Genomic DNA, 22927 nt, shown 5'->3' with positions numbered 1-22927 from the left:
GCATGACATTGCGTCTTTTCTCCCTGTCGTTCGCCGTGGCCCTGCTTGCAGGCTGCGCCTCCGTGCCCGGTCCCGAAGTGCGCCGCGACGCGGTCCTTGATGGCAAGCACCAGGTGGTGGCCGGCGACGGCTCGCACGACGGCGTGGACGCGCAGCCGCTGAACGCCGACGGCGCACCACAGCCGGTGATCCGCCGCGGCAGCGGCACGATGATCAACCGCAGTGCCGCCGCCGCGCCGTCGCCGGCGTTGTCGCAGGCCAGCACCGGCACCGCCACCTTCAACTTCGAAGGTGAATCGGTGCACGCGGTGGTCAAGGCGATCCTGGGCGACATGCTCGGCCAGAACTACGTGATCGCGCCCGGCGTGCAGGGCACGGTAACCCTGGCCACGCCCAAGCCGGTGTCCTCGGCGCAGGCGCTGAACCTGCTGGAGATGGTGCTGGGCTGGAACAACGCGCGCATGGTCTACAGCGGCGGCCGCTACAACATCGTGGCCGCCGACCAGGCATTGGCCGGCACCGTCGCACCGAGCACCGCGCCGGCCGCCAATGCGCGCGGTTTCGAAGTGCGCGTCATCCCGCTGCAGTACATCTCCGCCACCGAAATGAAGAAAGTGCTCGAGCCGTACGCGCGGCCGAACGCGATCGTCAACGTCGACAGCGGCCGCAACGTGATCACCCTCGGCGGTACCCGCAGCGAGCTGGAAAACTACCTGCGCACGGTCGAGATCTTCGATGTGGACTGGCTGTCGGGCATGTCCGTGGGCGTGTTCCCGCTCCAGACCGGCAAGGCCGAGCAGGTCGCGGCAGACCTGGAGAAAGTGTTCGGCGAGGAGAGCAAGACCCCCAGCGCCGGCATGTTCCGCTTCCTGCCGCTGGAGAACGCCAATGCCGTACTGGTGATCACCCCGCAGGCGCGTTACCTGGACCAGATCCAGCAGTGGCTGGAACGCATTGATACTGCCGGCGGCAGCGCCCGGCTGTTCTCCTACGAACTGCGCTACGTCAAAGCCAAGGACCTGGCCGAGCGCCTGGCCGAAGCCTTCGCCAGTGAGAACAGCCGCGGGGGTCGTGGCGGCAGCAGCTCGCTGGCACCCGGTGCCAACGTGCAGGAGCTGGGCAGCCGCGACGGCACCAATGGCAACAGCCTCAACAGCACCGGCAACACCGGCACCACCCGCACCGGCGGGATGGGCGACGGCACCATGAACCTGCCGCAGCGGCAGCCGGGCAACGCCAGTTTCAACCTGGAAATCCAGGGCGATTCGGTCGGCGTGTCGGCGGTGGAGGAAACCAACACGCTGCTGGTGCGGTCAACCCCGCAGGCGTGGCGTTCGATCCGTGAAGTGATTGAAAAGCTCGATGTGATGCCGATGCAGGTGCACATCGAAGCGCAGGTCGCCGAGGTCTCGCTCACCGGCGACCTCGCCTATGGCGTGAACTGGTTCTTCGAACAGGCGGTGGCGACCGGCAAGACCGAAAGCGGCATCGACCTGCCCAGCGCACTGGGCCGCTCGATCTGGGGCAGCATTTCCGGGCGGGTAGGCGAAGGCGGCCTGGGTTGGACCTTCCTGGGCAAGAACGCCGCCGCGGTGGTGACCGCACTGGACAAGGTGAGCAACCTGCGCCTGCTGCAGACTCCGTCGATCTTCGTGCGCAACAACGCCGAAGCCACGCTCAATGTCGGCACCCAGATCCCGATCAACTCGGTGTCGGTCAACACCGGCGTGGGCGGCGACAACACCTACAGCCAGGTGCAGTACCTGGACACCGGCGTGATCCTCAAGGTGCGGCCGCGCATCACCCGCGACGGCGTGGTGTTCCTGGACATCGTGCAGGAAGTGAGCTCGGCCGGCGCCATCCCATCCGGCTGCGACGCCACCCGCACCACCTGCAATCCGCCGATCAACACCCGCAAGATCTCGACCGAGGCGGCGGTGCAGAGCGGGGACACCATCATGCTGGCCGGCCTGATCACCAACTCGGACGAGAACGGCGCCAACGGCGTGCCGGGCCTGAGCCGGATCCCGGTGCTCGGCGCGCTGTTCGGCAGGAAGACCCAGAACACCGACCGCTCCGAGGTGATCGTGCTGCTGACCCCGACCATCGTGCGCAACGCGCAGGAGTCGCGGAACCTGACCGACGAATACAGCAACCGCTTCCGCGCCATGGAACCGTTCCCGTCCCGCCCCAAGCGCTGAGTCCTGCTACGCTGCGGTCACGACGCCGCACACAGGGGGACGGATGGGAACGATCGTGTTGCTGCCGATCGGGGTCGATGACAGCGCGCTGGACCGCTGCCTGGCGGCGCTGGATGCCGGCACGCCGGCGCAGACGCCAGTGTGGCTGGCCGACGATGGCCAGGCCGGGCCGCGTGCGCAGGCGGTGATCGCGCACTGGCTGGAAAGCACCCCGCTGCGCGCCGAGTACACCCGACGCGCGCGTGCGATCGGCGAAGTGGCGCACCTGGATGAAATGCTGCGCGCCTGCGAAGGCAGTGAGGTGGTGGTGCTGGCGCCCGATGCGGTACCGGCGCCGGGCTGGTTGCAGCAGCTGGATGCCTGCTTCGCGCGCGATGCCTCGATCGGTTCGGCCACGCCCTGGTGCAATGCCGGCGAAACCGCGGCCTGGCCACGGCTGGGCGAGATCAACCCGGTGCCGGACGACCTGGACGCGATGGCGCAGGCCTGCGCCGCACTGCCGACCCTCGACCCCGAACTGCCCTCGGCGGTGACCCACGCGGTCCTGCTGCGGGCCAACGCGCGGCGCAAGGCCGGCGGCCTGGACATGCACAGCTATGGATCCTGGAACGCGGCGTTGATCGACCTGAGCCTGCGCATGGCCGGCCTGGGCTGGCGCAACGCGCTGTGTGCCAATGCCTATGTCGCGCGCGACGGTGAAGCACAGGCGCACGACGGTGACCTGGAAGCACTGGGCACGCGCTGGCCGAGTTGGCAGCCGCGGCTGGCCGGGTTCCTGATGGGCGACCCGTTGCTGCAGGTCAGGCAGGACCTGCAGCGCCTGCACCAGCAGGCGATAATGCCCCGGTCGCAGGGCGATCTGTTCGGATCGCCCGCCGCAACCGCTCCGGAGCCGCCTGCTTGAATCCCTGCATTGCCGTCATCATCGTCAGCTACCAGAGTGCCAGCACGCTGGACCAATGCCTGACGCGGTTGCGCGCGGCCGACGAGGTCGCCGAGATCCGCGTGGTCGACAACAATTCCGACGATGGCACGCTGGACATCGTGCAGCGCCATGCAACTGCCGACCCGCGCCTGCACTTCATCGCCAACCCCGACAACCCGGGCTTCGCCGCCGCCAACAACCAGGGCGTGGCCGACAGCCGGGCGCCGTGGTTGGCCTTCATCAATCCGGACCTGATGGTCCAGGCCGGTACGCTGGCGCAGCTGCGCGCGCGCGGAGAGGCTTTGGGCGATTGCGTGCTGGGCGTGGAGCAGGTGGACGAGCAGGGCCAGCCCGATGCAGCGGTGCGCCGCCGCGATCCCGATTTCGGCGCCATGCTGCGCCACCCGGGGCAGGGCGCAAAGCTGGCCATCCCGGCTGACCCGACGCAGGTGCTGCAGACGGTGCCGGCGCTGTCCGGGGCGCTGCTGTTGATGCCGCGCGCGCTGTTCGACCGCATCGGCGGCTGGGATGCCGGCTACCGCCTGCATGCCGAAGACCTGGACCTGTGCCGCCGCGCGCGCGAAGCCGGGGCGGTGGTGGCCATCGCCAATGACCTGCAGGTGGTGCATGTGCGCGGCGTGTCGAGCCGTTCGCGGCCGTTCTTCGTGGAATGGCACAAGCATCGTGGTCTATGGCGTTACTTCCGCCGGTTCGAGGCGCCGCGGCGCAACCTGCTGGTGCAGGCGGCCGTGTGGGGCGCGATCTGGGCGCACGCCGCGGCGCAGGTGCCACGGTTGTTGCGCGGTCGCTGAAACGCGGCGGATGGCGCAGCCCGGCAGGTACCGACCGTTGGTCGGTACATGCTCGCAGGCGCATAATCCGGGCATGATCATCCAGTCCCTGCTCGACACCGACCTGTACAAATTCACCATGATGCAGGCGGTGCTGCACCAGCACCCCGGCGCGCAGGTCCAGTACCGGTTCAAGTGCCGCACGCCGGGCATCGACCTGGCGGCGTTCATCGATCAGATCAACGCCGAGATCGACCACCTGTGCCAGCTGCGCTTCAGCGCCGAAGAGCTGGACTACATGCGCGGGCTGCGCTTCGTGAAGCCGGACTTCGCCGACTTCCTCGGCCTGTTCCACCTGGACCGCAAGTACATCGACCTGCGCCCGTCGCAGGCCGTGCCGGGCGAGATCGAGCTGGACATCACCGGGCCGTGGCTGCACACCATCCTGTTCGAAGTGCCGCTGCTGGCGATCATCAACGAGGTCTGGTTCCGCAACACCAGCACGCCGGACTTCGCCGAAGGCGAGCGCCGCCTGCAGGCCAAGACCGCGCTGCTGCGCGACACACCGGGCTTCGAGCTGTGCCGCATTGCCGACTACGGCAGCCGCCGCCGCTATTCGCGCGACTGGCACGCACGCATGCTGCCGATGATGCGCGAGGCGTTGGGCGACCAGTTCGTGGGCACCAGCAACGTGCATTTCGCGCGGCTGTACGGCATGACCCCGCACGGCACCATGGCCCATGAGTACCTGCAGGCGTTCCAGGCACTGGGTCCGCGCCTGCGCGATTCACAGGTGGCGGCGCTGGAATCGTGGGCGCGCGAGTATCGCGGCGACCTGGGCATCGCGCTGTCCGACGTGGTCGGGCTGGACGCGTTCCTGCGCGATTTCGACATGTACTTCTGCAAGCTGTTCGATGGCGTGCGCCACGATTCGGGCGACCCCTTCAGCTGGGGCGACCGGATGCTGGCGCACTTCAAGGAGCGTCGCGTGGACCCGCGCAGCAAGGTGCTGGTGTTCAGCGACGGGCTCAACATCGAAAAGGTGATGCGCCTGTTCGATTACTTCCGTGGCCGCTGCCAGGTTGCGTTCGGGGTGGGCACCCACCTCACCAACGACCTGGGCCCGACCCCACTCAACATCGTGATCAAGATGGTCCGCTGCAACGGCCAGCCGGTCGCCAAGCTCAGCGATTCGCCGGGCAAGAGCATGTGCGACGACCCGGGCTACCTGGCCTACCTGCGCCAGGTATTCGAACTCCCGCCGGAGTAACCGCGTTATTCCAGCGCGTACCGGGCAACGAACAATGCGGCCACCAACCACACGGCGGGATGCACTTCCCGCCAGCGCCCGGTACCGGCTTTCAGCACGGCATAGGCGATGAACCCGAACGCCAACCCGTTGGCGATCGAATAGGTAAACGGCATGGCCAGCGCGCATAGCGCGGCCGGCACGGACTCGGTGAGGTCGTTCCAGTCCACGTCCACCAGTTCGCGCAGCATCAGCCCGGCCACGAACAGCAGCGCCGGTGCGGTGGCGTAGCCGGGCACCATGCCGGCCAGCGGCGAGAACAGCAGCGCGGCCAGGAACAACGCGGCCACCACCAGCGCGGTGAGGCCGGTACGGCCACCGGCCTGCACGCCGGAGGCACTTTCGGCAAAGGCGGTGGTGCTGCTGGTACCCAGCAGCGAGCCGGCCACGATGGCGGTGCTGTCGGCCAGCAGCGCACGCCCAAAGCGCTTCTGCGCGCCCGGCAGCTTGAGCAGGCCGGCACGGCCGACCACGCCATACAGGGTGCCAGTGGCATCAAACACTTCAACCAGCACGAACACCAGCACCACCTGCAGCAGCACGGCAATGGGCGCGCCGCCGTCGTGGTGCAGCAGGCCGGGCAGGTCGAGCTGCAGGAAGGTGGGCGCCAGGCTGGGCGGCAGCGAGATGACACCCTGGTACTGCACGGCGCCCAGCAGCCAGGCGGCGCCGGTGACGGCAAGAATGCCGATCAGGATGGCACCGCGCACGCGACGTGCTTCGAGGATGGCGATCAGCAGGAAGCCGGCCAGGGCCAGCAGCGGCGGGGCAGTGTTGAGCGGGCCGAGCGCAACCAGGGTGTCGGGGTTGGCGATGATCACGCCGGACTTCTGCAGGGCGATGATGGCCAGGAACAGGCCGATGCCGGCGACGATGGAGGCGCGCAGCGAGGCGGGAATACCGGCCACCAGCCAGGCGCGGACGCCGGTCAGCGATAGCGCGAGGAACACCAGTCCCGAGATGAAAACAGCGGCCAATGCCTGCTGCCAGGGCAGGCCGGCGGCACCGACCACGGTGAAGGCGAAGAACGCATTCAAGCCCATGCCCGGCGCCATGCCCACCGGGAAGTTGGCGGCGAACGCCATCACCAGCGAGCCCAGCGCGGCGGCCAGGCAGGTGGCGACGAACACGGCGCCCGGGTCCATGCCGGTGGTGGACAGGATGTCGGGATTGACGAAGACGATGTAGGACATCGTCAGGAACGTGGTCAGCCCGGCCAGCAGTTCGGTCCGCACGGTGGTGCCGTGCTGTTTGAGCTGGAACAGGTTTTCAAGCAGCTTCATGGCGGGGGTCCATGTCTCTTTTGGTTGGATCACAAGCGAAGTCAAAGGCCTTCGTTTGATGCGGCACTTGCTGAGGGCCGGCGGGTGCGGGGGTACGGGGGGCGCCGTGAACCCTTCCATGGGGGCTCTTGCGAAACATCCATGTTTCGCAAAGCCCCCGTACCCCCGCACCCGCCGGCCCTCCCGGATACGGTCGGTGGCCATGGAAAATCAAATGCCGTTTCGATCATTTCCATGCGTGCTGCGTAGGGACACGCCATGCGTATCTGCTCTTCCTGTCCGCACGCGACCAATCTTCGAGGGAGGCCGGCGGGCAGCCCCTGTAGGGACTGTCAAAAACATGGATGTTTTTGCCAAGCCCCCATGGATGGGTTTACGGCGTGTCCCGTAAGGGGCTGCCCGACGGCCTCCCTGCAGGCAGCAATGAAACGCTGCCGTTGACCTTGCGCCAGAATGCAAAACGGCCGCGCGAGCGCGGCCGTTTTTCCTTCTTACTTCAGCGCCTTGAAGCGCAGGCGCTTCGGCGCGGCGTCGTCGCCCATGCGGCGGCGCTTGTCTTCTTCGTATTCGCGGTAGTTGCCCTGGAAGAACTCCACGTGCGAATCGCCTTCGAACGCCAGGATGTGGGTCGCAATGCGATCCAGGAACCAGCGGTCATGCGAAATCACGAACGTGTTGCCCGGGAATTCCAGCAGCGCATCTTCCAGCGCACGCAGGGTTTCGATGTCCAGATCGTTCGACGGTTCGTCGAGCAGCAGCACGTTGCCACCCTGCAGCAAGGTCTTGGCCATGTGCAGGCGGCCACGCTCACCACCGGACAGCGAACCCACCAGCTTCTGCTGGTCCTGGCCCTTGAAGTTGAAGCGGCCGATGTAGGCGCGCGACTGGATTTCGATGCCGTTGATGTTGAGGATGTCCAGACCGCCGGCGATTTCCTGGAAGACGTTGTGGTTGCCCTCCAACGCGTCGCGGCTCTGGTCCACGTAGGACAGCTTGACGGTCGGACCGACCACGATCTCGCCGGAATCCGGCTTCTCCTGGCCCGTGATCATCTTGAACAGGGTCGACTTACCGGCACCGTTGGGGCCGATGATGCCCACGATCGCGCCGGCCGGGACCAGGAAGCTCAGTTCGTCGAACAGCAGGCGGTCGCCGAACTTCTTGGACACGTTCTTGAACTCCATCACCGAATTGCCCAGGCGCTCGCCCGGCGGGATGAAGATTTCATTGGTTTCGTTGCGCTTCTGGTAGTCGACCGACTGCAGCTCTTCCAGGCGGGCCAGACGCGCCTTGCCCTTGGTGCGGCCGCCCTTGGCGTTCTGGCGCGACCACTCCAGTTCCTTCTGGATCGCCTTCTGGCGCGACTTCTCCTGGTTGTCTTCCTGCTTCAGGCGCTCGTCCTTCTGCATCAGCCAGTCGGTGTAGTTGCCCTTCCACGGAATGCCGCGGCCGCGGTCAAGTTCCAGGATCCATTCGGCGGCGTTGTCCAGGAAGTAGCGGTCATGGGTGACGGCCACCACGGTGCCGGTGTAGCGCGCCAGGAACTGTTCCAGCCATTCCACCGACTCGGCGTCGAGGTGGTTGGTCGGTTCGTCGAGCAGCAGCATGTCCGGCTTCTGCAACAGCAGGCGGCACAGCGCCACACGGCGCTTTTCACCACCGGACAGCTTGCCCACGATGGCATCCCACGGCGGCAGGCGCAGCGCATCGGCGGCCACGTCCAGCTGGTTTTCCAAGGTGTGCGAGTCACCGGCGGCCAGGATCGCCTCCAGGCGCTCCTGTTCCTTGGCCAGCTTGTCGAAATCGGCACCTTCCTCGGCATAGGCCAGGTACACCGCGTCCAGCGCGGCCTGCGCCTGCAGCACTTCGCCCACGCCTTCCTCGACCGCTTCACGCACGGTCTTGGTCGGGTCCAGCTCCGGTTCCTGCGCCAGGTAGCCGACCTTGATGCCGGCCTGCGGGCGGGCTTCGCCCTCGAAATCGGTGTCCACGCCGGCCATGATCTTCAGCACCGTGGACTTGCCGGCACCGTTCAGGCCCAGCAGGCCGATCTTGGCACCCGGGAAGAACGACAGCGAGATGTCCTTGATGATCTGCCGCTTGGGCGGGACCACCTTGCTGACTTTGTTCATGGTGTAGATGTATTGCGAGGACATGAGCTCTCCGAAGGCGCAACCCTGCGCCCGTTCCGTCAGGAACAAGCACAGATGAAAAGGGATGGCGCCAATTATAGCCCGAAGCGATGACCCCCGCCGGCCGGCCCGTGTGGCGGGCCTTGCCGCTGCCTGAATGGGTAGTCAAAGCGGTTGAATTGGTAACCGTTTCCAGCCGGAAACCGTTCAGACGACGTCAGCATGATGGAGCCATCACTCACCAAGCGAGGCCAGACATGCGCATGAATCGAATTGTGGTCGGGACCGTGGCCTCGCTGCTCGCGCTGGGCAGCATCGCCCCGGCCTTCGCCGACGACCATCGCGGCCGTGGCCACGACCGCCACCATGATGATCGTCATGACCGTCGCCATGACCGCCACGACGACCGCCGCGACTGGCGCGACGACCGCCGTGAAGCCCACCACGACCGCCGCTACTACGACAACCGGGGCTATTACCGCCCGGCACCGCCGCCGCGCGTGGTCTACCGGCCGGCCCCGGGCCGCGGTTACGGCTGGGCCCGCGGCCACCGCTACAACGAGTACTACCGGGGCCCGGTCTACGTGGTCAATGACTACAGCCGCTACTCGGTGCGCCGCCCGCCGCGTGACCACCACTGGATCCGCGACGACCGTGGCAACCTGCTGCTGGTCGCCATCGCCACCGGCATCATCGCCGACTACGTGATCAACAACCGGTAACCCGGGGCCCTGGCCCCAAAACGAAAGCGCGCCCCAGGGCGCGCTTTTTTTTCGCGTGGCCCCCCGGGGCCGCTTACAATCAGGGGCCCGCTGTTTCCCCCTTCTGCCTGGAGTAAGCGATGTTCCCGCGTGACGTCCGCATCGAAACCTACGATCCCGAACTGGCCAAGGCCATCGCCGCCGAAACCCAGCGCCAGGAAGACCACGTCGAGCTGATCGCCAGCGAGAACTACACCAGCCCGGCGGTGATGGAAGCCCAGGGCAGCCAGCTGACCAACAAGTACGCTGAAGGCTATCCGGGCAAGCGCTACTACGGTGGCTGCGAATACGTGGACATCGCCGAGCAGCTGGCGATCGACCGCCTCAAGCAGCTGTTCGACGCCGACTACGCCAACGTGCAGCCGCACAGCGGCTCGCAGGCCAACCAGGCGGTGTACTTCGCGCTGCTGCAGCCGGGCGACACCATCCTGGGCATGAGCCTGGCCCATGGTGGCCACCTGACCCACGGTGCCAAGGTCAACGCCTCGGGCAAGCTGTTCAACGCCGTGCAGTACGGGGTGAACGAGCAGGGCCTGATCGACTATGACGAGGTCGAGCGCCTGGCCCTGGAGCACAAGCCGAAGATGGTCGTGGCCGGCTTCTCGGCCTATTCGCAGGTGGTGGACTGGGCGCGCTTCCGCGCCATCGCCGACAAGGTTGGTGCCTACCTGTTCGTGGACATGGCCCACGTGGCCGGCCTGGTCGCCGCCGGCGTGTACCCGAGCCCGCTGCCGCACGCGCACGTGGTCACCTCCACCACGCATAAGACCCTGCGCGGTCCGCGTGGCGGCATCATCATCGCCAAGGGCGCCGGCGAAGAGATCGAGAAGAAGCTGCAGTCGATCGTGTTCCCGGGCATCCAGGGTGGCCCGCTGATGCACGTCATCGCGGCCAAGGCCGTGGCCTTCAAGGAAGCGCTGGAGCCGGGCTTCAAGGCCTACCAGCAGCAGGTGGTGAAGAATGCCCAGGCGATGGCCACCACGCTGATCGCGCGTGGCTACAAGATCGTCTCCGGCGGCACCGAGAACCACCTGATGCTGGTCGACATGATCGGCAAGGATGTCTCCGGCAAGGATGCGGAAGCCGCGCTGGGCAAGGCCCACATCACGGTCAACAAGAACTCGGTACCCAACGACCCGCGCTCGCCGTTCGTCACCTCGGGCCTGCGCCTGGGCACCCCGGCGGTGACCACCCGCGGCTACCAGGAAGCCGACTGCGTCGAACTGGCCAACTGGATCGCCGACGTGCTGGACGCCCCGGCCGATGAGGCGGTGATCGCCCGCGTGCGCGATGCGGTCAGCGCGCAGTGCCGCAAGTACCCGGTCTACGGGTAATGGGCGAGACCCTGCAGCGGCGCCTGTACATCGCGCAGGCGCTGCTGCTGGGGTTGCCCGCGCTGGTCGCCGGTGGCGGCGTGGCCGGGCTGGCGTTGTACGTCTTCTTCGACCGCCACGGCTATATGGCCAATCGTGAAGGCCTGTTCCTGCTGGGATGGGCCTTGGCCGGGGTGTGTGGCCTGCTGGGCTGGGCCTGGCTGAGCGTGGTCTACCTGCGCAGGGGGCGAACCGCCCTGCGCAGCACCGGGCTGCTGCCGTGGGTGGGGCTGGGGTTGGGCGTGGTGGCCGCGCTGGGCGTGGTCGCACTGGTCGCTTACAACTCGCTTTCCGGCAGCTCGTGGCGGGCGCTGGGCTATCTCATCGTGGGTCCGCCGCTGCTGGTCTGCAGCGCGCATCTGCTCTGGTTGCGGGCGGTTCCGGCGGCTGCCGGCGAATCCTGATCGACATCGCGATTTGTACGCTGGGGTCTTCTCAGGTACCGTTGCGACGCTGCCGTGACCACGGCATGACGTTTCTCCGATGCAAGGCGTTCCATGTACTGTCCGTTCTGCCAGCATGCCGATACCCGGGTGATCGACTCGCGCGTCTCCGAAGACGGTGCGACGATCCGCCGTCGGCGTGAGTGCGAGGCGTGCAGCGAGCGCTTCAGCACCCTGGAAACCATCGAATTGAAGCTGCCGGCGATCGTGAAGAGCGATGGCAGCCGCGAGCAGTTCGATGCGCGAAAGCTGCGGGTCGGCTTCGACCGCGCGCTGCAGAAGCGCCCGGTGCCCGAAGACAAGATCGAACTGGCGGTGCGCGCGGTGATGCAGCAGCTGCGCATGTGCGGCGAGCGCGAGATACCGTCGATCAAGGTCGGCGAGTTCGTGATGAACGAACTGCGCAAGCTCGATCATGTGGCGTACGTGCGGTTTGCGTCGGTTTACCGAAGCTTCGAGGACGTGGCTGATTTCCGCGAGGAAATCGAGAAGCTCGAACGCGAGCTGCCGTCCAGTACCGAACAGCTGCAGCTGCTGGGCGATGTGATCGCCCTGACCAAGAAAAAGAAGGGGTAGAGCGGACTGTTAGTCCGCTTCTTGCCGAAGCAGCGGACTGACAGTCCGCTCTACCACGCGTAGGCGGCAGCAGACTGACAGTCCGCTCTACCGGGGGTTGGCGTTACCATGCCCGCCATGAGCGAGTTCTCCACGTTGGATCATCTGCACATGGCCCGCGCGCTGCGCCTGGCCGAACGCGGCCGGTTCACCGCCCGGCCCAACCCGATGGTCGGCTGCGTCATCGCGCACGGCGACCGGGTGGTCGGCGAGGGCTGGCACCAGCGCACCGGTGGCCCTCACGCCGAAGTGTTCGCGCTGCGCCAGGCCGGCGAAGAGGCGCGCGGTGCCACCGCCTACGTGACCCTGGAACCCTGCGCCCATCACGGGCGAACCCCGCCGTGCGCGCTGGCATTGATCGAGGCCGGGGTAGCAAGGGTGGTGGCGGCCATGCGCGACCCGTTCCCCAAGGTGGATGGCGGCGGCTTCGTGCTGCTGCGCGAGGCGGGCATCGAGGTGGCTGAGGGTTTGATGGCGGCACAGGCGCGTGAGTTGAATCGTGGCTTCCTGTCGCGCGTTGAACGTGGCCGGCCGTGGCTGCGGGTCAAGCTGGCCGCCAGCCTGGACGGGCGCACGGCGATGGCCGATGGCACCTCCAAGTGGATTACCGGCGACGCGGCCCGCACTGACGTGCAGCGCTGGCGCGCACGTGCCGGTGCGATCCTGACCGGGGCCGATACCGTGTTGGCCGATGACCCGCAGTTGACCGTGAGGCTGGCCGATACCGAGGTCATGCCGCCTTTGCGGGTGGTGCTCGATACGCGCCTTCGGTCGCTCGAATGCGCGCGGGTGCGCGAGGGTGGGGCGCCGACCCTGTACCTGCACGATGCGTCGGTGAGCCCGCCCGATGCGGCCGATGCCGAGTTTGCCAGCGTGCCCAGCCAGGACGGGCGACTGGATCTGGGTGCCGTATTGGCGCTGTTGGCCGGACGCGGCATCAATGAAGTGCATACCGAAGCCGGGGCGACGCTTTCCGGCGCGCTGCTTTCCGGCGGCTGGGTCGATGAGCTGTTGCTGTACCAAGCGCCCACGCTGCTGGGAGAGCATGGCCGGCCGCTGCTGGGCGGCCTGGGCATTCACGACATGGCGCAGCAGCGACGGCTGCGGGTGGTGGATCAGCGGCAGGTGGGGGCGGATCTGCGGCTGCTGCTGCGCGTGTGAGGCTTCTGCCACGCAGGGCGTGGCACTACGCGTGGGGTAGGCCGGTAGCACCCGACCGTTGGTCGGGTGGCGCCGCACGGCGGCGGGCAGATCAGGAGGCGACGACCGGCTGCAGCGCCTCCAGGTGGCGAACGGTCTGTGGAAACTGTTGCACCAGTCGAATGAGGGTCGATGCCTGCGCGTTGGGACGCGCGCGGCCCTGCTCCCAGTTCTCCAGCGTGCGTGCATTGGTACGCAGGTACATGGCAAACACCGGCCGTGACATGTTCAGCTGTTCACGGATGGCGACCAGCTCTCCCGCATGCAGCGGGGGCAACGGCTGCAGTCGAACCTTGTGCGTGCGCAGCGTGGTCTTGCCCGCGCGCTCGTCCTCCAGCGCGTGCAGTCCTTCGACCAGCTCGGCAAATACGTCGCGTTTCATCATGTGGTCCTCGCCAGAAGTACGGCCTCAAGCATTCTTTTCAACAGTCTTTTCTGCATCGCGTCCAGGTCGTCCTGGACGCCCTTGCCGTAGAGGGTGAACAGCCAGAACTGCGAACCCGCCGGCCAATGGAAGTAGATCACCCGTAGTCCGCCCCGCTTGCCACGCTGCCTGCGGTCGTCGGAAAAGCGCAGCTTGCGGAGACCGCCGGTACCCACGATCACGTCGCCAGCCTCCGGCGCCCGCAGCAGGAACTGCTGAAGCGCGCAGAGCCCATCGTTGTCGAGGTAGGCGGCACGGTGGCGCGAGAACGCCGGCATCTCCACGAACACGGCGTGCATAAGTGTACGTTATCCGCGTAGGGTTGCCAGCCACCTTACCTTGTACCATCACACCAGAAGGGGCAGCCGTTCACACCTTACTCTGCGTATTTTTCGAGTATTCGATCAAGTTCCGGAAAGTGATAGGTGGCCACCGCTTGCCCAAAAAAAAACGGGCCCCTTGCGGGGCCCGTCGATCATGGCGCGGGTTAGCGCTGCCCGATCAGTAACTTAGAAGCTGGCGCGCACGCCGACCGAGTACTGGGTGATGTCGTCGAAGTACTGGACTTCGCCGATGAGGCCCCAGTTGCGGTTGAAGCTGACCTGGCCGCCCAGGGTGCCGATCCACTCGCCGTCCATGTCGCTGCCGTCGATGTAGCCGGCCTTCAGCCAGGCTTCGGTCGCGCGCGAGGGCTTGCCACGCAGGCCCAGCGAACCGCGGCCGGCATTGGTATGCACCTTCTCGGTTTCGCTGAACTCGCCGTCTTCGAACTTCACTTCGTTGTTGATGCGCATCCACGCGATGTCCGCGGTGAAGTCCAGGCGGTCGGTGAACGGCATGTGGTAGCCGATGCCTGCCTCCGGCTGGTCGATGGTGTTCTTGATGCGGTACTCGCCGATGCTGTCTTCCAGGTGGTAGGTCTCGGAAACAGTGCTGTAGCCGCCGAACACGTACACCTGCTCGGCAATGGCGAACGAACCGCGGATGAAGCCGCCGTCCAGCTTGGGGTTGCTGCCGGGGGTGCTGACCTGCAGCTGGGTCCAGCCGCCTTCAACGTAGGTGTAGCTCATGGCATCGGCAGCAGAGGCGGCCATCGGAGCGGCGGCCAGCAGGGCGGCGGCCAGGACGAGCATCTTGCGCATCGGAATTCCTTGGAAAGTGAGGTCCATTTCAGCCAGCCCGTCGTGGGCGGCAGGGCGGCGATCATCGCCGCGCGGCGCATCTTAACAAATTGTTTACAGAAAGCGAGCGCTCAGCCAGCGCTGGTACAATGGCCGCGCCGGTTCGCCGGTATACAAACGTCTTCAGGGCGGGGTGCGATTCCCCACCGGCGGTAGGTGCGCAAGCACGAGCCCGCGAGCGCTTCCGGCCCCGCCGGAAGGTCAGCAGATCCGGTCCGATGCCGGAGCCGACGGTATAGTCCGGATGAAAGAAGACGGTGCTACAGGGCCTGCATGGCCCTGCGCCCGCCTGTTTGCCTTGCGGCGTTTTTCGCTCACTTTTCGCGGAGAACGTTAGTGTTTACTGGAATCATCGAAGGCGTCGGCCATGTGGCCGCACGCGATCCCCTCGGCGGCGATGTCCGCTTCACCTTCCACGTCGGCAGCCTGCCGTTCGAGCACGTGCAGCTGGGCGAGAGCATCGCCATAAACGGCGTGTGCCTGACCGTCATCGCCCATGATGCCACTTCGTTCCAGGCCGATGCCTCGACCGAGACCCTGGGCCTGACCACGCTGGGCCAGCTGGCGCCGGGTGCGGTGATCAACCTGGAGCGCGCCATGCGCCCGACCGACCGCCTCGGTGGTCACCTGGTCAGCGGCCATGTGGACGGCCTCGGCCAGGTGCTGTCCATCCACGAGGACGCGCGCGCCCAGCGCTGGCGCTTTGCCGCGCCGGCCGGTCTGCTGCGCTATATCGCCAAGAAGGGCTCCATCTGCGTGGACGGGGTCAGCCTGACCGTCAACGAGGTGGATGACGCCGGCTTCGAGGTCGCGCTGATCCCGCATACCGTGGCCAACACCGCCTTTGCCGCCACCGGCGTGGGCAGTGCGGTCAATCTCGAAATCGACCTGGTCGCCCGTTACGTCGAACGGCTGGTCGCCCCCCAGGTACAGGACACCCGCGCATGAATTTCGCTCCCATCCCCGAGATCCTCGAGGACATCCGCCTGGGCCGCATGGTGGTCATCGTCGATGACGAAGACCGCGAGAACGAAGGCGACCTGATCATGGCCGCCGAACTGGTCAAGCCGTCGGACATCAACTTCATGGTCACCCACGGCCGTGGCCTGGTGTGCCTGCCGTTGACCCGCGAACGTGCCGCCGACCTCGGCCTGGCGCCGATGGTGCAGGCCAATACCGCCCAGTTCCAGACCAACTTCACGGTCAGCATCGAGGCCGCCGAAGGCGTCACTACGGGCATTTCGGCCTACGACCGCGCGCATACCATCCGCACGGCGGTGAAGCCCGATGCCAAGCCGGCCGACCTGCACCAGCCGGGGCACATCTTCCCGCTGATCGCCCAGCCGGGCGGCGTGCTGACCCGCGCCGGCCATACCGAAGCGGGTGTGGACCTGGCCATGCTGGCCGGGCTGGAGCCGGCCGGGGTGCTGGTGGAGATCCTCAACCCCGATGGCAGCATGGCGCGCCGCCCGGAGCTGGAGGTGTTCGCGCGCGAGCACGGCCTGAAGATCGGCTCCATCGCCGACCTGATCGCCTACCGCCTGGCCACCGAGAAGACGGTCGAACGGGTCGATGAGCGTGAGATCGACACCGAATTCGGCCCGTTCAAGCTGGTGACCTACCGCGACCGGATCGCGCACGACCTGCATTTCGCCCTGGTCCGCGGCACCCCCGACACCCAGCCGACCCTGGTCCGGGTGCAGGTGGAGAACCCCTTGGCCGATCTGCTGCACTGGCGCCGCGACGATTTCGGCGTGGCGTCCACCGACGCCCTGCGCGCCATCGCGGCCGCCGAGCGCGGCGTGATGGTGGTGCTGTCGGCCCCGCGTGACAGCAACAGCCTGCTGGCCCGCCTGCGCCAGCAGCCGCAGCCGGTCACCCCGGGCAAGGACAAGGACGTGAGCCAGTGGCGCCGCAACGGTGCCGGCGCCCAGATCCTGTCCGACCTGGGCCTGGGCCAGCTGCGCGTGCTGGGCACCCCGCGCCGCCAGATCGGCCTGGCCGGCTACGGCCTGGAGATCATCGAAACGGTGGGGAGCCCGTCATCGCATGCGCGCTGACGCCCCACGATTTGCTTCGCAAACCGCGGGCCCCTCTTACCATCACCCAGACCCCCGCCGCTTCGCGGCAGCCCCCTGACTCAGGGGGCTTTTCCACCCGACCCGTCCCGCAGCGTGCCGCAATCCGGCTACGCGCGGCCATGCGCTAGAATATTCATCTATTAAATGGACCCCACGCCGATCATGAGCCACTACGAAGGCGATCTCCGGACACCGGAACAGGCCCGTTTCGCCATCCTCGCCAGCCGCTGGAATGCCCGCATCACCGACGTGCTGGTGGCCGGCGCGCGCCAGAGCCTGGCCGGCAACGGGATCCAGGAAGCGGCCATCGACGTGATCCGGGTGCCGGGCGCGTGGGAACTGCCGCTGGTGGCCGCGCGCCTGGCGGCGGCGCACGAACATGCCGCGATCATCGCCCTGGGCTGTGTGATCCGTGGCGACACCCGCCACTACGAACACGTGGCCGACCGCTGCGCCGAAGGCCTGATGCGTGTGCAGCTGGATTTCGGCGTGCCGGTGCTCAATGGCGTGCTGGCGGTCGAACGCGCCGAGGATGCCGAGGCCCGCGCCGGTGGCAGCCACGGTAACAAGGGTGAGGAAGCCGCACTGACGGCGTTGGAAATGGTCAATCTTCTGGAGCAGTTGCCGTGAACAAGTCAAACCCGGGCAAGCCCTCCGGCAAGCCGGTCCGCCGCGATGGCATCGACCCGGTGCTGCGCTCGCGCGCGCGTCGTCGTGCCCTGCAGGCGATCTACGCCTGGCAGATCTCCGGCGGCAACGCGCAGGCCCTGATCGCCCAGTTCGCCCACGAGCAGGCGCGCGAAATCGCCGACCTGGCGTACTTCGAGGCGCTGGTGAGCGGCGTGCTCGACCACCGCAAGGACCTCGACGAGGCGCTGGATCCGTTCGTGGACCGCGGCATCGAGGAAGTGGACGCCATCGAGCGTGCCGCGCTGCGCGTGGCCGCGTTCGAGCTGCGCTACCGCATGGACGTGCCGTACCGCGTGGTGATCAACGAAGCGATCGAATCGACCAAGAAGTTTGGTTCCGAACACGGCCACACCTACGTCAACGGCGTGCTGGATCGCGCTGCGGTGGAGTGGCGCAAGGTCGAAAGCGGGCACTGAGCCGGGTCGGGGAACGCCCATGTCCCTCGCCGAATTCTCCCTGATCGAACGCATCCGCACGCGCACCCGCGCGCGTGCCGATGTGGTGCTCGGCATCGGCGACGATGCCGCGCTGCTGCAGCCGCGTGCCGGCCAACAGCTGGTGGTCACCGCCGATACGCTCAACAGCGGCGTGCATTTCCCTGCGGAAACCCCGGCCTATGACATCGGCTGGAAGACGCTGGCCGTGAATCTTTCCGATCTGGCGTCGATGGGCGCGCAGCCGGCCTGGTGCGTGCTGGCACTGTCGCTGCCCGACGCCGACCCGGACTGGGTGGATGCGTTTGCCGACGGCTTTTTCGCCTTGGCCGATGCGCACGACATCGTGCTGATCGGGGGTGACACCACGCGTGGCCCGTTGTCGCTGTCGGTGACCGCGATGGGGCAGGTGGCGCCGGGTGCGGCACTGCGCCGCGATGGCGCGCAGGTGGGCGACGATGTCTGGGTCAGCGGCACGCTCGGCGACGCCGCCGTGGCCCTGCGCGCCTGGCAGGGCGGTACCCTCGACGTGCGTCGGCCCGCCGAAGATGCGCCGGTGGACTACCTTCGCCAGCGCCTGGCCCGGCCCACACCGCGGGTGGCCCTCGGCGCCGCGCTGGTGGGTGTGGCGCATGCGGCCGTCGATATCTCCGATGGCCTGCTGGCGGACCTGGGCCACATCTGCGAACGCAGTGGCGTAGGCGCGCGCGTGGACCCCGAGCGCCTGCCGGTGTCCGACGCAGCGCGGGCACGGGTGGGTCTGACCCATGCGCGCGAGGCCGCGCTGCGCGGCGGCGACGATTACGAACTCTGCTTCACCGCCGCCGCTGCGCAACAGGGGGCGGTCGAGGCCATCGCCGCGCGCCTGGGACTGCCGCTCACCCGTATCGGCGCGATCGTGGCAGGCCAGGGCGTGGATGCCGGTGGCGAAACCACCGGCCATCGCGGCTACGAGCACTTCACCGAGCTGTAGCGCCGGGCCGAAGCGCTCACCAATCGCAGGACAGCCCCAGCTGCGCAGCGGTTTCCCGGTAGCCGCCATCGCCGCGCGTCAGCGCCAGCCCGCCCCATGCCGAAACGCCCCGGCCGACACCGACGCGGGCACCCGCGCCGAGCGCGTAGCGGTTGCGCGGGGTGCTGGCGCGCAGCGCCTCGTCGTCGAAGGCGATGCCGTTGCCGGCCCCGTCGCGGTACCAGTTCGCCGTTGCGTACGGCTGCAGGGACATGGTGCCACTGCCGCGCTCGGTCGCGCCTTCCAGGCGCATGCCCAGCCGGCCCGACAGGCCGTGGTCGCCCAGGCTGCGTACCGTGGTGCCGTTGCGCTCGCGGTGCACGTCCATGGCAGCATCGGTATGGAGCAGTTGCAGCTCCGGCTGCAGGCTGAGCGCGGTGGCGCCGATGCGACCGATATCCAGGCGGTAGCCGACTTCCAGCGACGACTGCCACAGGTCCGCGTCGTAGCGCTCGGTCTCCAGGCCATCGCCTTCCACGCGGTTGCGGAACCTTCCGCGCTGCACCGATGCATCCACGGACACGGCGTCATTGCGCCAGCTCCCGTACACGCCTGCCGCGCCGCCTTCCACCTTGCCGCGTGCGCGGTAACCGGTGAGGGACGAGCGCGAGGTCGCCTGCGACTGCGCGGCGGTGAGCATCACGCCCACGCGGCCCCGGTCGGCAGCGAACGCGCCGATGTCGGTGCCGACCAGCAGGCGCGAGCGGTCCACGTCAAGGGCAAGCTGGTCCTTGACCGCGCCCAGGCGGGTATGGGTTCCATCCAGCGTCGCCCACGCGCGCACGTTCCCACGGGTAGACGCGTGCTGCGCGGTGCGCTCGCGCGCACTGTGGCGCAGCAGGTGGTGGAGCGCGAACTGGTTGGCCAGGTAGGCGCCGGTTTCGGGGCGAAGCACGGGAGCCGGCTGTCCGGGATCGACGGGATCCGCAGGCTCATCGGGATCGACCGGATCCACTGGATCGACGGGATCTACCGGATCAATTGGGTCCACCGGGTCCACCGGATCGACGGGATCGACTGGATCAATCGGATCAATCGGCTCGCACTGCGACAGGCTGGGATCAACGTCGCACGGATCCGGCGTGGGGCCGCCCTCCGAGCGCAGGTACCAGCTGCCGTCGATGCCCTTGACCAGGAAATACTCGTACTGGCCGCCGACGGCACGCCCGACCAGGTCGAACTGCGCGTTGGATTCGCCGACGATGCTGATCAGCGCGATGCCACGGTCGGTCTTCGCGCCGGCGCCGCCCACGTTGAGCACGCGCACGTTGGCCTGGCCGTTGACATCACCGGTGATCACCAGGCGGTCCGTGCGCGAGGCGTCATCGCCGAGCACGGTATTGAACGCCAGGGTGCCACCATTGCCCAGGAAATCATCGACGGTGAGGGTGTTGAATGCGGCGCCACTGCCCAGCGCAACCGTGCCGGCAACGTCCAGCTGCAGGTGGCCGACGCTGCTGTCGCCGGTCAGCAGCCAGCTGCTGCCGCTGCCGATTCCCGCCGAGGTCACGTTGGACAGGCGGCCCTCGATGCGCGCGTTGTTCTCCAGCAGCAGGTCGATACGCCCGCCGGCGGCACTGTCATCGAGGGTGATGTCACCCTGCAGGCGTGCGTTGTCGACCACCACGTTGACATGCGGTTGGCCGCCACCTGCGGCGTCGGTCGAGTTGCGCACGCGCAGCAGATGACCGTCGCCACCGGTGAGGCGGGCGTCGTTGGCAATGCGCACGTCATAGGTGTGATTGGCATCCAGGACCTCGATCGCCGCACCGCGGCGGGAAAGGATCGTCGACTCCTCGACGATCAAGCGGCCGTCGCCACGGCTGTCGTGAAGCATCACCCCGACGTTGCCCGCATCGATGTGCGAGCCGTTCAGCAGTTCCACTACGCCCGCGCCGTGGCGAATGCCGATGCCCGTGGCGTAATGCGGGTGATCCGGCCTGTCCACCACGTGGAGGGTCGAGGCATCCAGCGTCACCCGGGCGTCGGTGGTGCTGTCGATCATCATGATGCCGACCGTCGGGACGGACTCGGGGGCCTCTTCGCCAATGGAGAGACGGCTGTAGCCCAGGTACACGGTGGAGCTGTCCCACGAGCGGATGCCGCCGTCGTCGATGCGCGAAGCACTGGACAGCAGCGTGGAGCCACAACGAAGTTCGATGGCTTCAGGGTTGGAATGGCCGCGCTCGACCTGTGCAGTCTCCAGCCTGACCGTGCTGCCGTCCCGTGCGCTGATGCTGTACGTACTGCCTCCATTGACCAGAAGGTCCGCGCCGTTGGTCAGCAGCCACCATTCCTGGGGATCGCCCTGCGTGACTTCGTGCGCTTCGCCGTCGAGTTCGCGTGCGCTGGCATCGCCCGGTGGGAGCATCAGCAGGGCCAGCATCAGGGAGGACGCGAGCGGGCGCATCGAAACACGGGCGGAGGAGGAGCGGTTTGGCATCATCGTCGGGCGGTCTGGTCGGAGGGCAGAGGGACACCCGACCATCGGCACAGCGTTGGGATGCAGGCAGGCCGGTCGCGCAGCACGCTGCTGCGCAGGCAGGCCGGATGTCCAGGGGGCGACAAGAATGCGCAGCGATGCGCGCGTGGCCCATGCAAGGAATTGCAAAGCATCACACTTTGCGCGTGACGCGCTCCGCCCTTTGCGACGACGTGGCGAAAACGTCGTCGATTACAGCGGCGGCAGCACCTTGCCCGGATTGAGGATGTCGTCCGGGTCGAGTGCGTGCTTGATCGCGCGCATCGCCGCCAACGTAGCCGGCGTAAAGGCCTGCGTCATGAAGTCGCGTTTGGCCAATCCGATGCCATGCTCGCCCGACAGCGTGCCGCCCAGCGCCAGGGTGAGTTCGAAGATCTTCGGCAACGCCGCCTGCGCACGCGCGTTCTCGTCCGCGTCGTCGGGGTGGTACAGGATGTTCACGTGCAGGTTGCCATTGCCGGCATGGCCGAAGGTGACGATGGTCAGCGTGTACTGCTGCGCCAGTCCCTGCACACCGGCCACCAGGTCCGGAATGCGCGACACCGGCACCACCACGTCTTCGTTGATCTTGCCCGGCGCGATGCTGCGCAGTGCGGGTGACAGTGCTTTGCGCGCGGCCCACAGCTTCTCGCGCGCACTGCCTTCCATTGCCACATCCAGCGCCAGCATGCCGTCGCCTTCGGCGGCCGTGGCCAAGGCCTGCAGCAGGTAGGGCAGGGTGTCGTGGTCTCCATCGGCTTCGACCAGCAGCATCGCGCCGGCCTCCGGCACCTCGGCGCCATTGCGGCGCAGCAGCTCCAGGCTGCGCGCATCCATGAACTCCAGCCGGGTCGGCACCACCGGCTGCGCCATCAGCCGCGACACCGCCGCCGCCGCCGCGTCCGCGTCGCGGTACAGCACCCGCAGCCCGGCCTGGGCCACCGGCAACGGGGTCAGCTTCAAGGTGGCTTCCACGATCAGCGCCAGGGTGCCTTCGCTGCCCACCAGCAGGTGGGTCAGGTCGTAGCCGGTGGCGTCCTTGGTATAGGCGCCGCCGCACTGGATCAGTTCACCGGCGCCGGTGACCGCAACGAGCCCAAGCACGTTGTCGCGGCTGGTACCGTACTTCACCGCGCGTGGGCCGCCCGCGTTGCAGGCCAGGTTGCCACCGATGCTGCAGATATCGGCGCTGGATGGATCCGGTGCCCAGAACAGCCCGTGCTCGACCAGGGCGTGCTGCAGGTCGCCGTTGAGCACGCCCGGTTCCACCACCGCGCAGCGGTTGCCCGGCTGGATGTCGAGGATGCGGCCCATGCGCGCGAACGACAGTACGATGCTGCCGTTGACCGGTACCGCCGCACCGGTGGTGCCGGTACCGGCGCCGCGCGCCACCACCGGCACCCCGTGTGTGCGGCAGGCGCGCACGATCTGCTGCACCTGCTCGCGGTCGCGCGGCAGCGCCACGCCGTTGGGCAGCGCATGCCGCCAGGAGTTGTCCTGTGCATGTGCAGCCAGCGTGGTGGCATCGGTGCGCCAGCCATCCTCACCGAGCAGCGCCTGCAGGGTGGCGGAAAATTCAGCAGGCAGGGTCGTCGTCATTGCAGCCATCCG

General features: G+C 67.4%; 21 protein-coding genes and 1 riboswitch. Of the genes, 14 read left to right on the top strand and 7 right to left on the bottom strand.

What is annotated here, in order from left to right; genetic code table 11:
- Positions 1-2: 2 nt before the first annotated feature.
- The 4 genes from gspD (at position 3) to pncB (ending at position 5187) form a co-directional block, all read left to right on the top strand.
- Positions 3-2201: a type II secretion system secretin GspD gene (gspD, locus tag QE395_RS15425; RefSeq protein WP_306989868.1), complete on the top strand. Its 2199-nt coding sequence runs from the start codon at positions 3-5 to the stop codon at positions 2199-2201.
- Positions 2202-2244: 43 nt separating this feature from the next.
- Positions 2245-3105, top strand: coding sequence for a glycosyltransferase family 2 protein (locus QE395_RS15420; RefSeq protein WP_068849175.1), 861 nt, complete (start codon positions 2245-2247; stop codon positions 3103-3105).
- A complete protein-coding gene (locus QE395_RS15415) occupies positions 3102-3938 on the top strand; it encodes a glycosyltransferase family 2 protein (RefSeq protein ID WP_068849177.1) in 837 nt (278 codons plus the stop codon). The genes QE395_RS15420 and QE395_RS15415 overlap by 4 nt, the downstream gene beginning before the upstream one ends.
- A 73-nt stretch (positions 3939-4011) precedes the next feature.
- Positions 4012-5187, top strand: coding sequence for a nicotinate phosphoribosyltransferase (gene pncB, locus QE395_RS15410; RefSeq protein ID WP_210132024.1), 1176 nt, complete (start codon positions 4012-4014; stop codon positions 5185-5187).
- Positions 5188-5192: 5 nt separating this feature from the next.
- Here the strand turns inward: pncB and QE395_RS15405 are convergent, their stop codons facing one another.
- Together QE395_RS15405 and ettA are read right to left on the bottom strand one after the other, a co-directional pair.
- Positions 5193-6509: an NCS2 family permease gene (locus tag QE395_RS15405; protein ID WP_306989867.1), complete on the bottom strand. Its 1317-nt coding sequence runs from the start codon at positions 6507-6509 to the stop codon at positions 5193-5195.
- Positions 6510-7000: 491 nt separating this feature from the next.
- Positions 7001-8665: an energy-dependent translational throttle protein EttA gene (ettA, locus tag QE395_RS15400; protein WP_068849183.1), complete on the bottom strand. Its 1665-nt coding sequence runs from the start codon at positions 8663-8665 to the stop codon at positions 7001-7003.
- A 233-nt stretch (positions 8666-8898) separates the two neighbouring features.
- Here ettA and QE395_RS15395 point away from each other — a divergent pair, with 233 nt between their 5' ends.
- The 5 genes from QE395_RS15395 (at position 8899) to ribD (ending at position 12994) form a co-directional block, all read left to right on the top strand.
- A complete protein-coding gene (locus tag QE395_RS15395; RefSeq protein WP_068849185.1) occupies positions 8899-9363 on the top strand; it encodes an RcnB family protein in 465 nt (154 codons plus the stop codon).
- 119 nt (positions 9364-9482) lie between these two features.
- Positions 9483-10736, top strand: coding sequence for a serine hydroxymethyltransferase (gene glyA, locus QE395_RS15390; protein WP_093536117.1), 1254 nt, complete (start codon positions 9483-9485; stop codon positions 10734-10736).
- Positions 10736-11179, top strand: coding sequence for a hypothetical protein (locus QE395_RS15385; RefSeq protein WP_210132022.1), 444 nt, complete (start codon positions 10736-10738; stop codon positions 11177-11179). Before glyA ends, QE395_RS15385 begins: the two co-directional genes overlap by 1 nt.
- Positions 11180-11272: 93 nt before the next feature.
- Positions 11273-11794: a transcriptional regulator NrdR gene (gene nrdR, locus QE395_RS15380; RefSeq protein ID WP_068849191.1), complete on the top strand. Its 522-nt coding sequence runs from the start codon at positions 11273-11275 to the stop codon at positions 11792-11794.
- A gap of 117 nt (positions 11795-11911) precedes the next feature.
- Positions 11912-12994 carry a bifunctional diaminohydroxyphosphoribosylaminopyrimidine deaminase/5-amino-6-(5-phosphoribosylamino)uracil reductase RibD gene (gene ribD / locus QE395_RS15375; RefSeq protein WP_306989864.1) on the top strand — a complete coding sequence of 361 codons (1083 nt, stop codon included), beginning with the start codon at positions 11912-11914 and terminating at the stop codon, positions 12992-12994.
- A gap of 91 nt (positions 12995-13085) precedes the next feature.
- Here ribD and QE395_RS15370 read toward each other — a convergent pair whose 3' ends face one another.
- From QE395_RS15370 to QE395_RS15360, 3 genes are all read right to left on the bottom strand, one after another.
- Positions 13086-13415 (bottom strand): transcriptional regulator, encoded by a 330-nt coding sequence (locus QE395_RS15370; RefSeq protein WP_095364487.1) that lies wholly within the window; start codon positions 13413-13415, stop codon positions 13086-13088.
- On the bottom strand, positions 13415-13756 hold the full coding sequence (locus QE395_RS15365) for a toxin (RefSeq protein ID WP_095364488.1): 342 nt from the start codon (positions 13754-13756) through the stop codon (positions 13415-13417). Before QE395_RS15365 ends, QE395_RS15370 begins: the two co-directional genes overlap by 1 nt.
- 210 nt (positions 13757-13966) lie before the next feature.
- A complete protein-coding gene (locus tag QE395_RS15360) occupies positions 13967-14599 on the bottom strand; it encodes an outer membrane beta-barrel protein (protein ID WP_095364489.1) in 633 nt (210 codons plus the stop codon).
- Between the two features lie 154 nt (positions 14600-14753).
- A riboswitch (FMN riboswitch) is annotated at positions 14754-14898 on the top strand.
- Between the two features lie 76 nt (positions 14899-14974).
- Between QE395_RS15360 and QE395_RS15355 the strand changes: the two genes are divergently transcribed.
- From QE395_RS15355 to thiL, 5 genes are all read left to right on the top strand, one after another.
- Positions 14975-15586 carry a riboflavin synthase gene (locus QE395_RS15355; RefSeq protein WP_093536107.1) on the top strand — a complete coding sequence of 204 codons (612 nt, stop codon included), beginning with the start codon at positions 14975-14977 and terminating at the stop codon, positions 15584-15586.
- Entirely contained in the window at positions 15583-16698 is a 1116-nt protein-coding gene (gene ribB, locus QE395_RS15350) for a 3,4-dihydroxy-2-butanone-4-phosphate synthase (RefSeq protein ID WP_068849203.1), read from the top strand. The genes QE395_RS15355 and ribB overlap by 4 nt, the downstream gene beginning before the upstream one ends.
- 183 nt (positions 16699-16881) lie before the next feature.
- Positions 16882-17349, top strand: coding sequence for a 6,7-dimethyl-8-ribityllumazine synthase (ribH, locus tag QE395_RS15345; protein ID WP_068854542.1), 468 nt, complete (start codon positions 16882-16884; stop codon positions 17347-17349).
- Positions 17346-17825 carry a transcription antitermination factor NusB gene (nusB, locus tag QE395_RS15340; protein ID WP_068849204.1) on the top strand — a complete coding sequence of 160 codons (480 nt, stop codon included), beginning with the start codon at positions 17346-17348 and terminating at the stop codon, positions 17823-17825. Before ribH ends, nusB begins: the two co-directional genes overlap by 4 nt.
- 19 nt (positions 17826-17844) lie before the next feature.
- The gene (gene thiL / locus QE395_RS15335) at positions 17845-18816 is read left to right on the top strand and encodes a thiamine-phosphate kinase (RefSeq protein ID WP_306989860.1); all 972 of its coding nucleotides are present in this window, start codon (positions 17845-17847) and stop codon (positions 18814-18816) included.
- A 16-nt stretch (positions 18817-18832) separates the two neighbouring features.
- On the opposite strand, the gene QE395_RS15330 is transcribed toward thiL, so the two are convergent.
- Positions 18833-21265, bottom strand: coding sequence for an autotransporter outer membrane beta-barrel domain-containing protein (locus QE395_RS15330; protein ID WP_306989858.1), 2433 nt, complete (start codon positions 21263-21265; stop codon positions 18833-18835).
- Between the two features lie 264 nt (positions 21266-21529).
- A complete protein-coding gene (locus QE395_RS15325; RefSeq protein WP_306989857.1) occupies positions 21530-22915 on the bottom strand; it encodes an FAD-linked oxidase C-terminal domain-containing protein in 1386 nt (461 codons plus the stop codon).
- Between the last annotated feature and the right edge of the window lie 12 nt (positions 22916-22927).

The sequence above is a fragment of the Stenotrophomonas sp. SORGH_AS_0282 genome, from assembly GCF_030818125.1.
Lineage (GTDB): Bacteria > Pseudomonadota > Gammaproteobacteria > Xanthomonadales > Xanthomonadaceae > Stenotrophomonas > Stenotrophomonas rhizophila_A.
Note: the sequence above shows the minus strand (reverse complement) of the source record. Positions and strands in the feature narration are given on the sequence as shown.

What these genes read in the sequence shown, in the direction of transcription:
- gspD (WP_306989868.1), top strand. Translation starts at nt 3, where the DNA reads ATGACATTGCGTCTTTTCTCCCTGTCGTTCGCCGTGGCCCTGCTTGCA.
- QE395_RS15420 (WP_068849175.1), top strand. Translation starts at nt 2,245, where the DNA reads ATGGGAACGATCGTGTTGCTGCCGATCGGGGTCGATGACAGCGCGCTG.
- pncB (WP_210132024.1), top strand. Translation starts at nt 4,012, where the DNA reads ATGATCATCCAGTCCCTGCTCGACACCGACCTGTACAAATTCACCATG.
- QE395_RS15405 (WP_306989867.1), bottom strand. Translation starts at nt 6,509, where the DNA reads ATGAAGCTGCTTGAAAACCTGTTCCAGCTCAAACAGCACGGCACCACC.
- ettA (WP_068849183.1), bottom strand. Translation starts at nt 8,665, where the DNA reads ATGTCCTCGCAATACATCTACACCATGAACAAAGTCAGCAAGGTGGTC.
- QE395_RS15395 (WP_068849185.1), top strand. Translation starts at nt 8,899, where the DNA reads ATGCGCATGAATCGAATTGTGGTCGGGACCGTGGCCTCGCTGCTCGCG.
- glyA (WP_093536117.1), top strand. Translation starts at nt 9,483, where the DNA reads ATGTTCCCGCGTGACGTCCGCATCGAAACCTACGATCCCGAACTGGCC.
- QE395_RS15385 (WP_210132022.1), top strand. Translation starts at nt 10,736, where the DNA reads ATGGGCGAGACCCTGCAGCGGCGCCTGTACATCGCGCAGGCGCTGCTG.
- nrdR (WP_068849191.1), top strand. Translation starts at nt 11,273, where the DNA reads ATGTACTGTCCGTTCTGCCAGCATGCCGATACCCGGGTGATCGACTCG.
- ribD (WP_306989864.1), top strand. Translation starts at nt 11,912, where the DNA reads ATGAGCGAGTTCTCCACGTTGGATCATCTGCACATGGCCCGCGCGCTG.
- QE395_RS15370 (WP_095364487.1), bottom strand. Translation starts at nt 13,415, where the DNA reads ATGAAACGCGACGTATTTGCCGAGCTGGTCGAAGGACTGCACGCGCTG.
- QE395_RS15365 (WP_095364488.1), bottom strand. Translation starts at nt 13,756, where the DNA reads ATGCACGCCGTGTTCGTGGAGATGCCGGCGTTCTCGCGCCACCGTGCC.
- QE395_RS15360 (WP_095364489.1), bottom strand. Translation starts at nt 14,599, where the DNA reads ATGCGCAAGATGCTCGTCCTGGCCGCCGCCCTGCTGGCCGCCGCTCCG.
- ribB (WP_068849203.1), top strand. Translation starts at nt 15,583, where the DNA reads ATGAATTTCGCTCCCATCCCCGAGATCCTCGAGGACATCCGCCTGGGC.
- ribH (WP_068854542.1), top strand. Translation starts at nt 16,882, where the DNA reads ATGAGCCACTACGAAGGCGATCTCCGGACACCGGAACAGGCCCGTTTC.
- thiL (WP_306989860.1), top strand. Translation starts at nt 17,845, where the DNA reads ATGTCCCTCGCCGAATTCTCCCTGATCGAACGCATCCGCACGCGCACC.
- QE395_RS15330 (WP_306989858.1), bottom strand. Translation starts at nt 21,265, where the DNA reads ATGCGCCCGCTCGCGTCCTCCCTGATGCTGGCCCTGCTGATGCTCCCA.
- QE395_RS15325 (WP_306989857.1), bottom strand. Translation starts at nt 22,915, where the DNA reads ATGACGACGACCCTGCCTGCTGAATTTTCCGCCACCCTGCAGGCGCTG.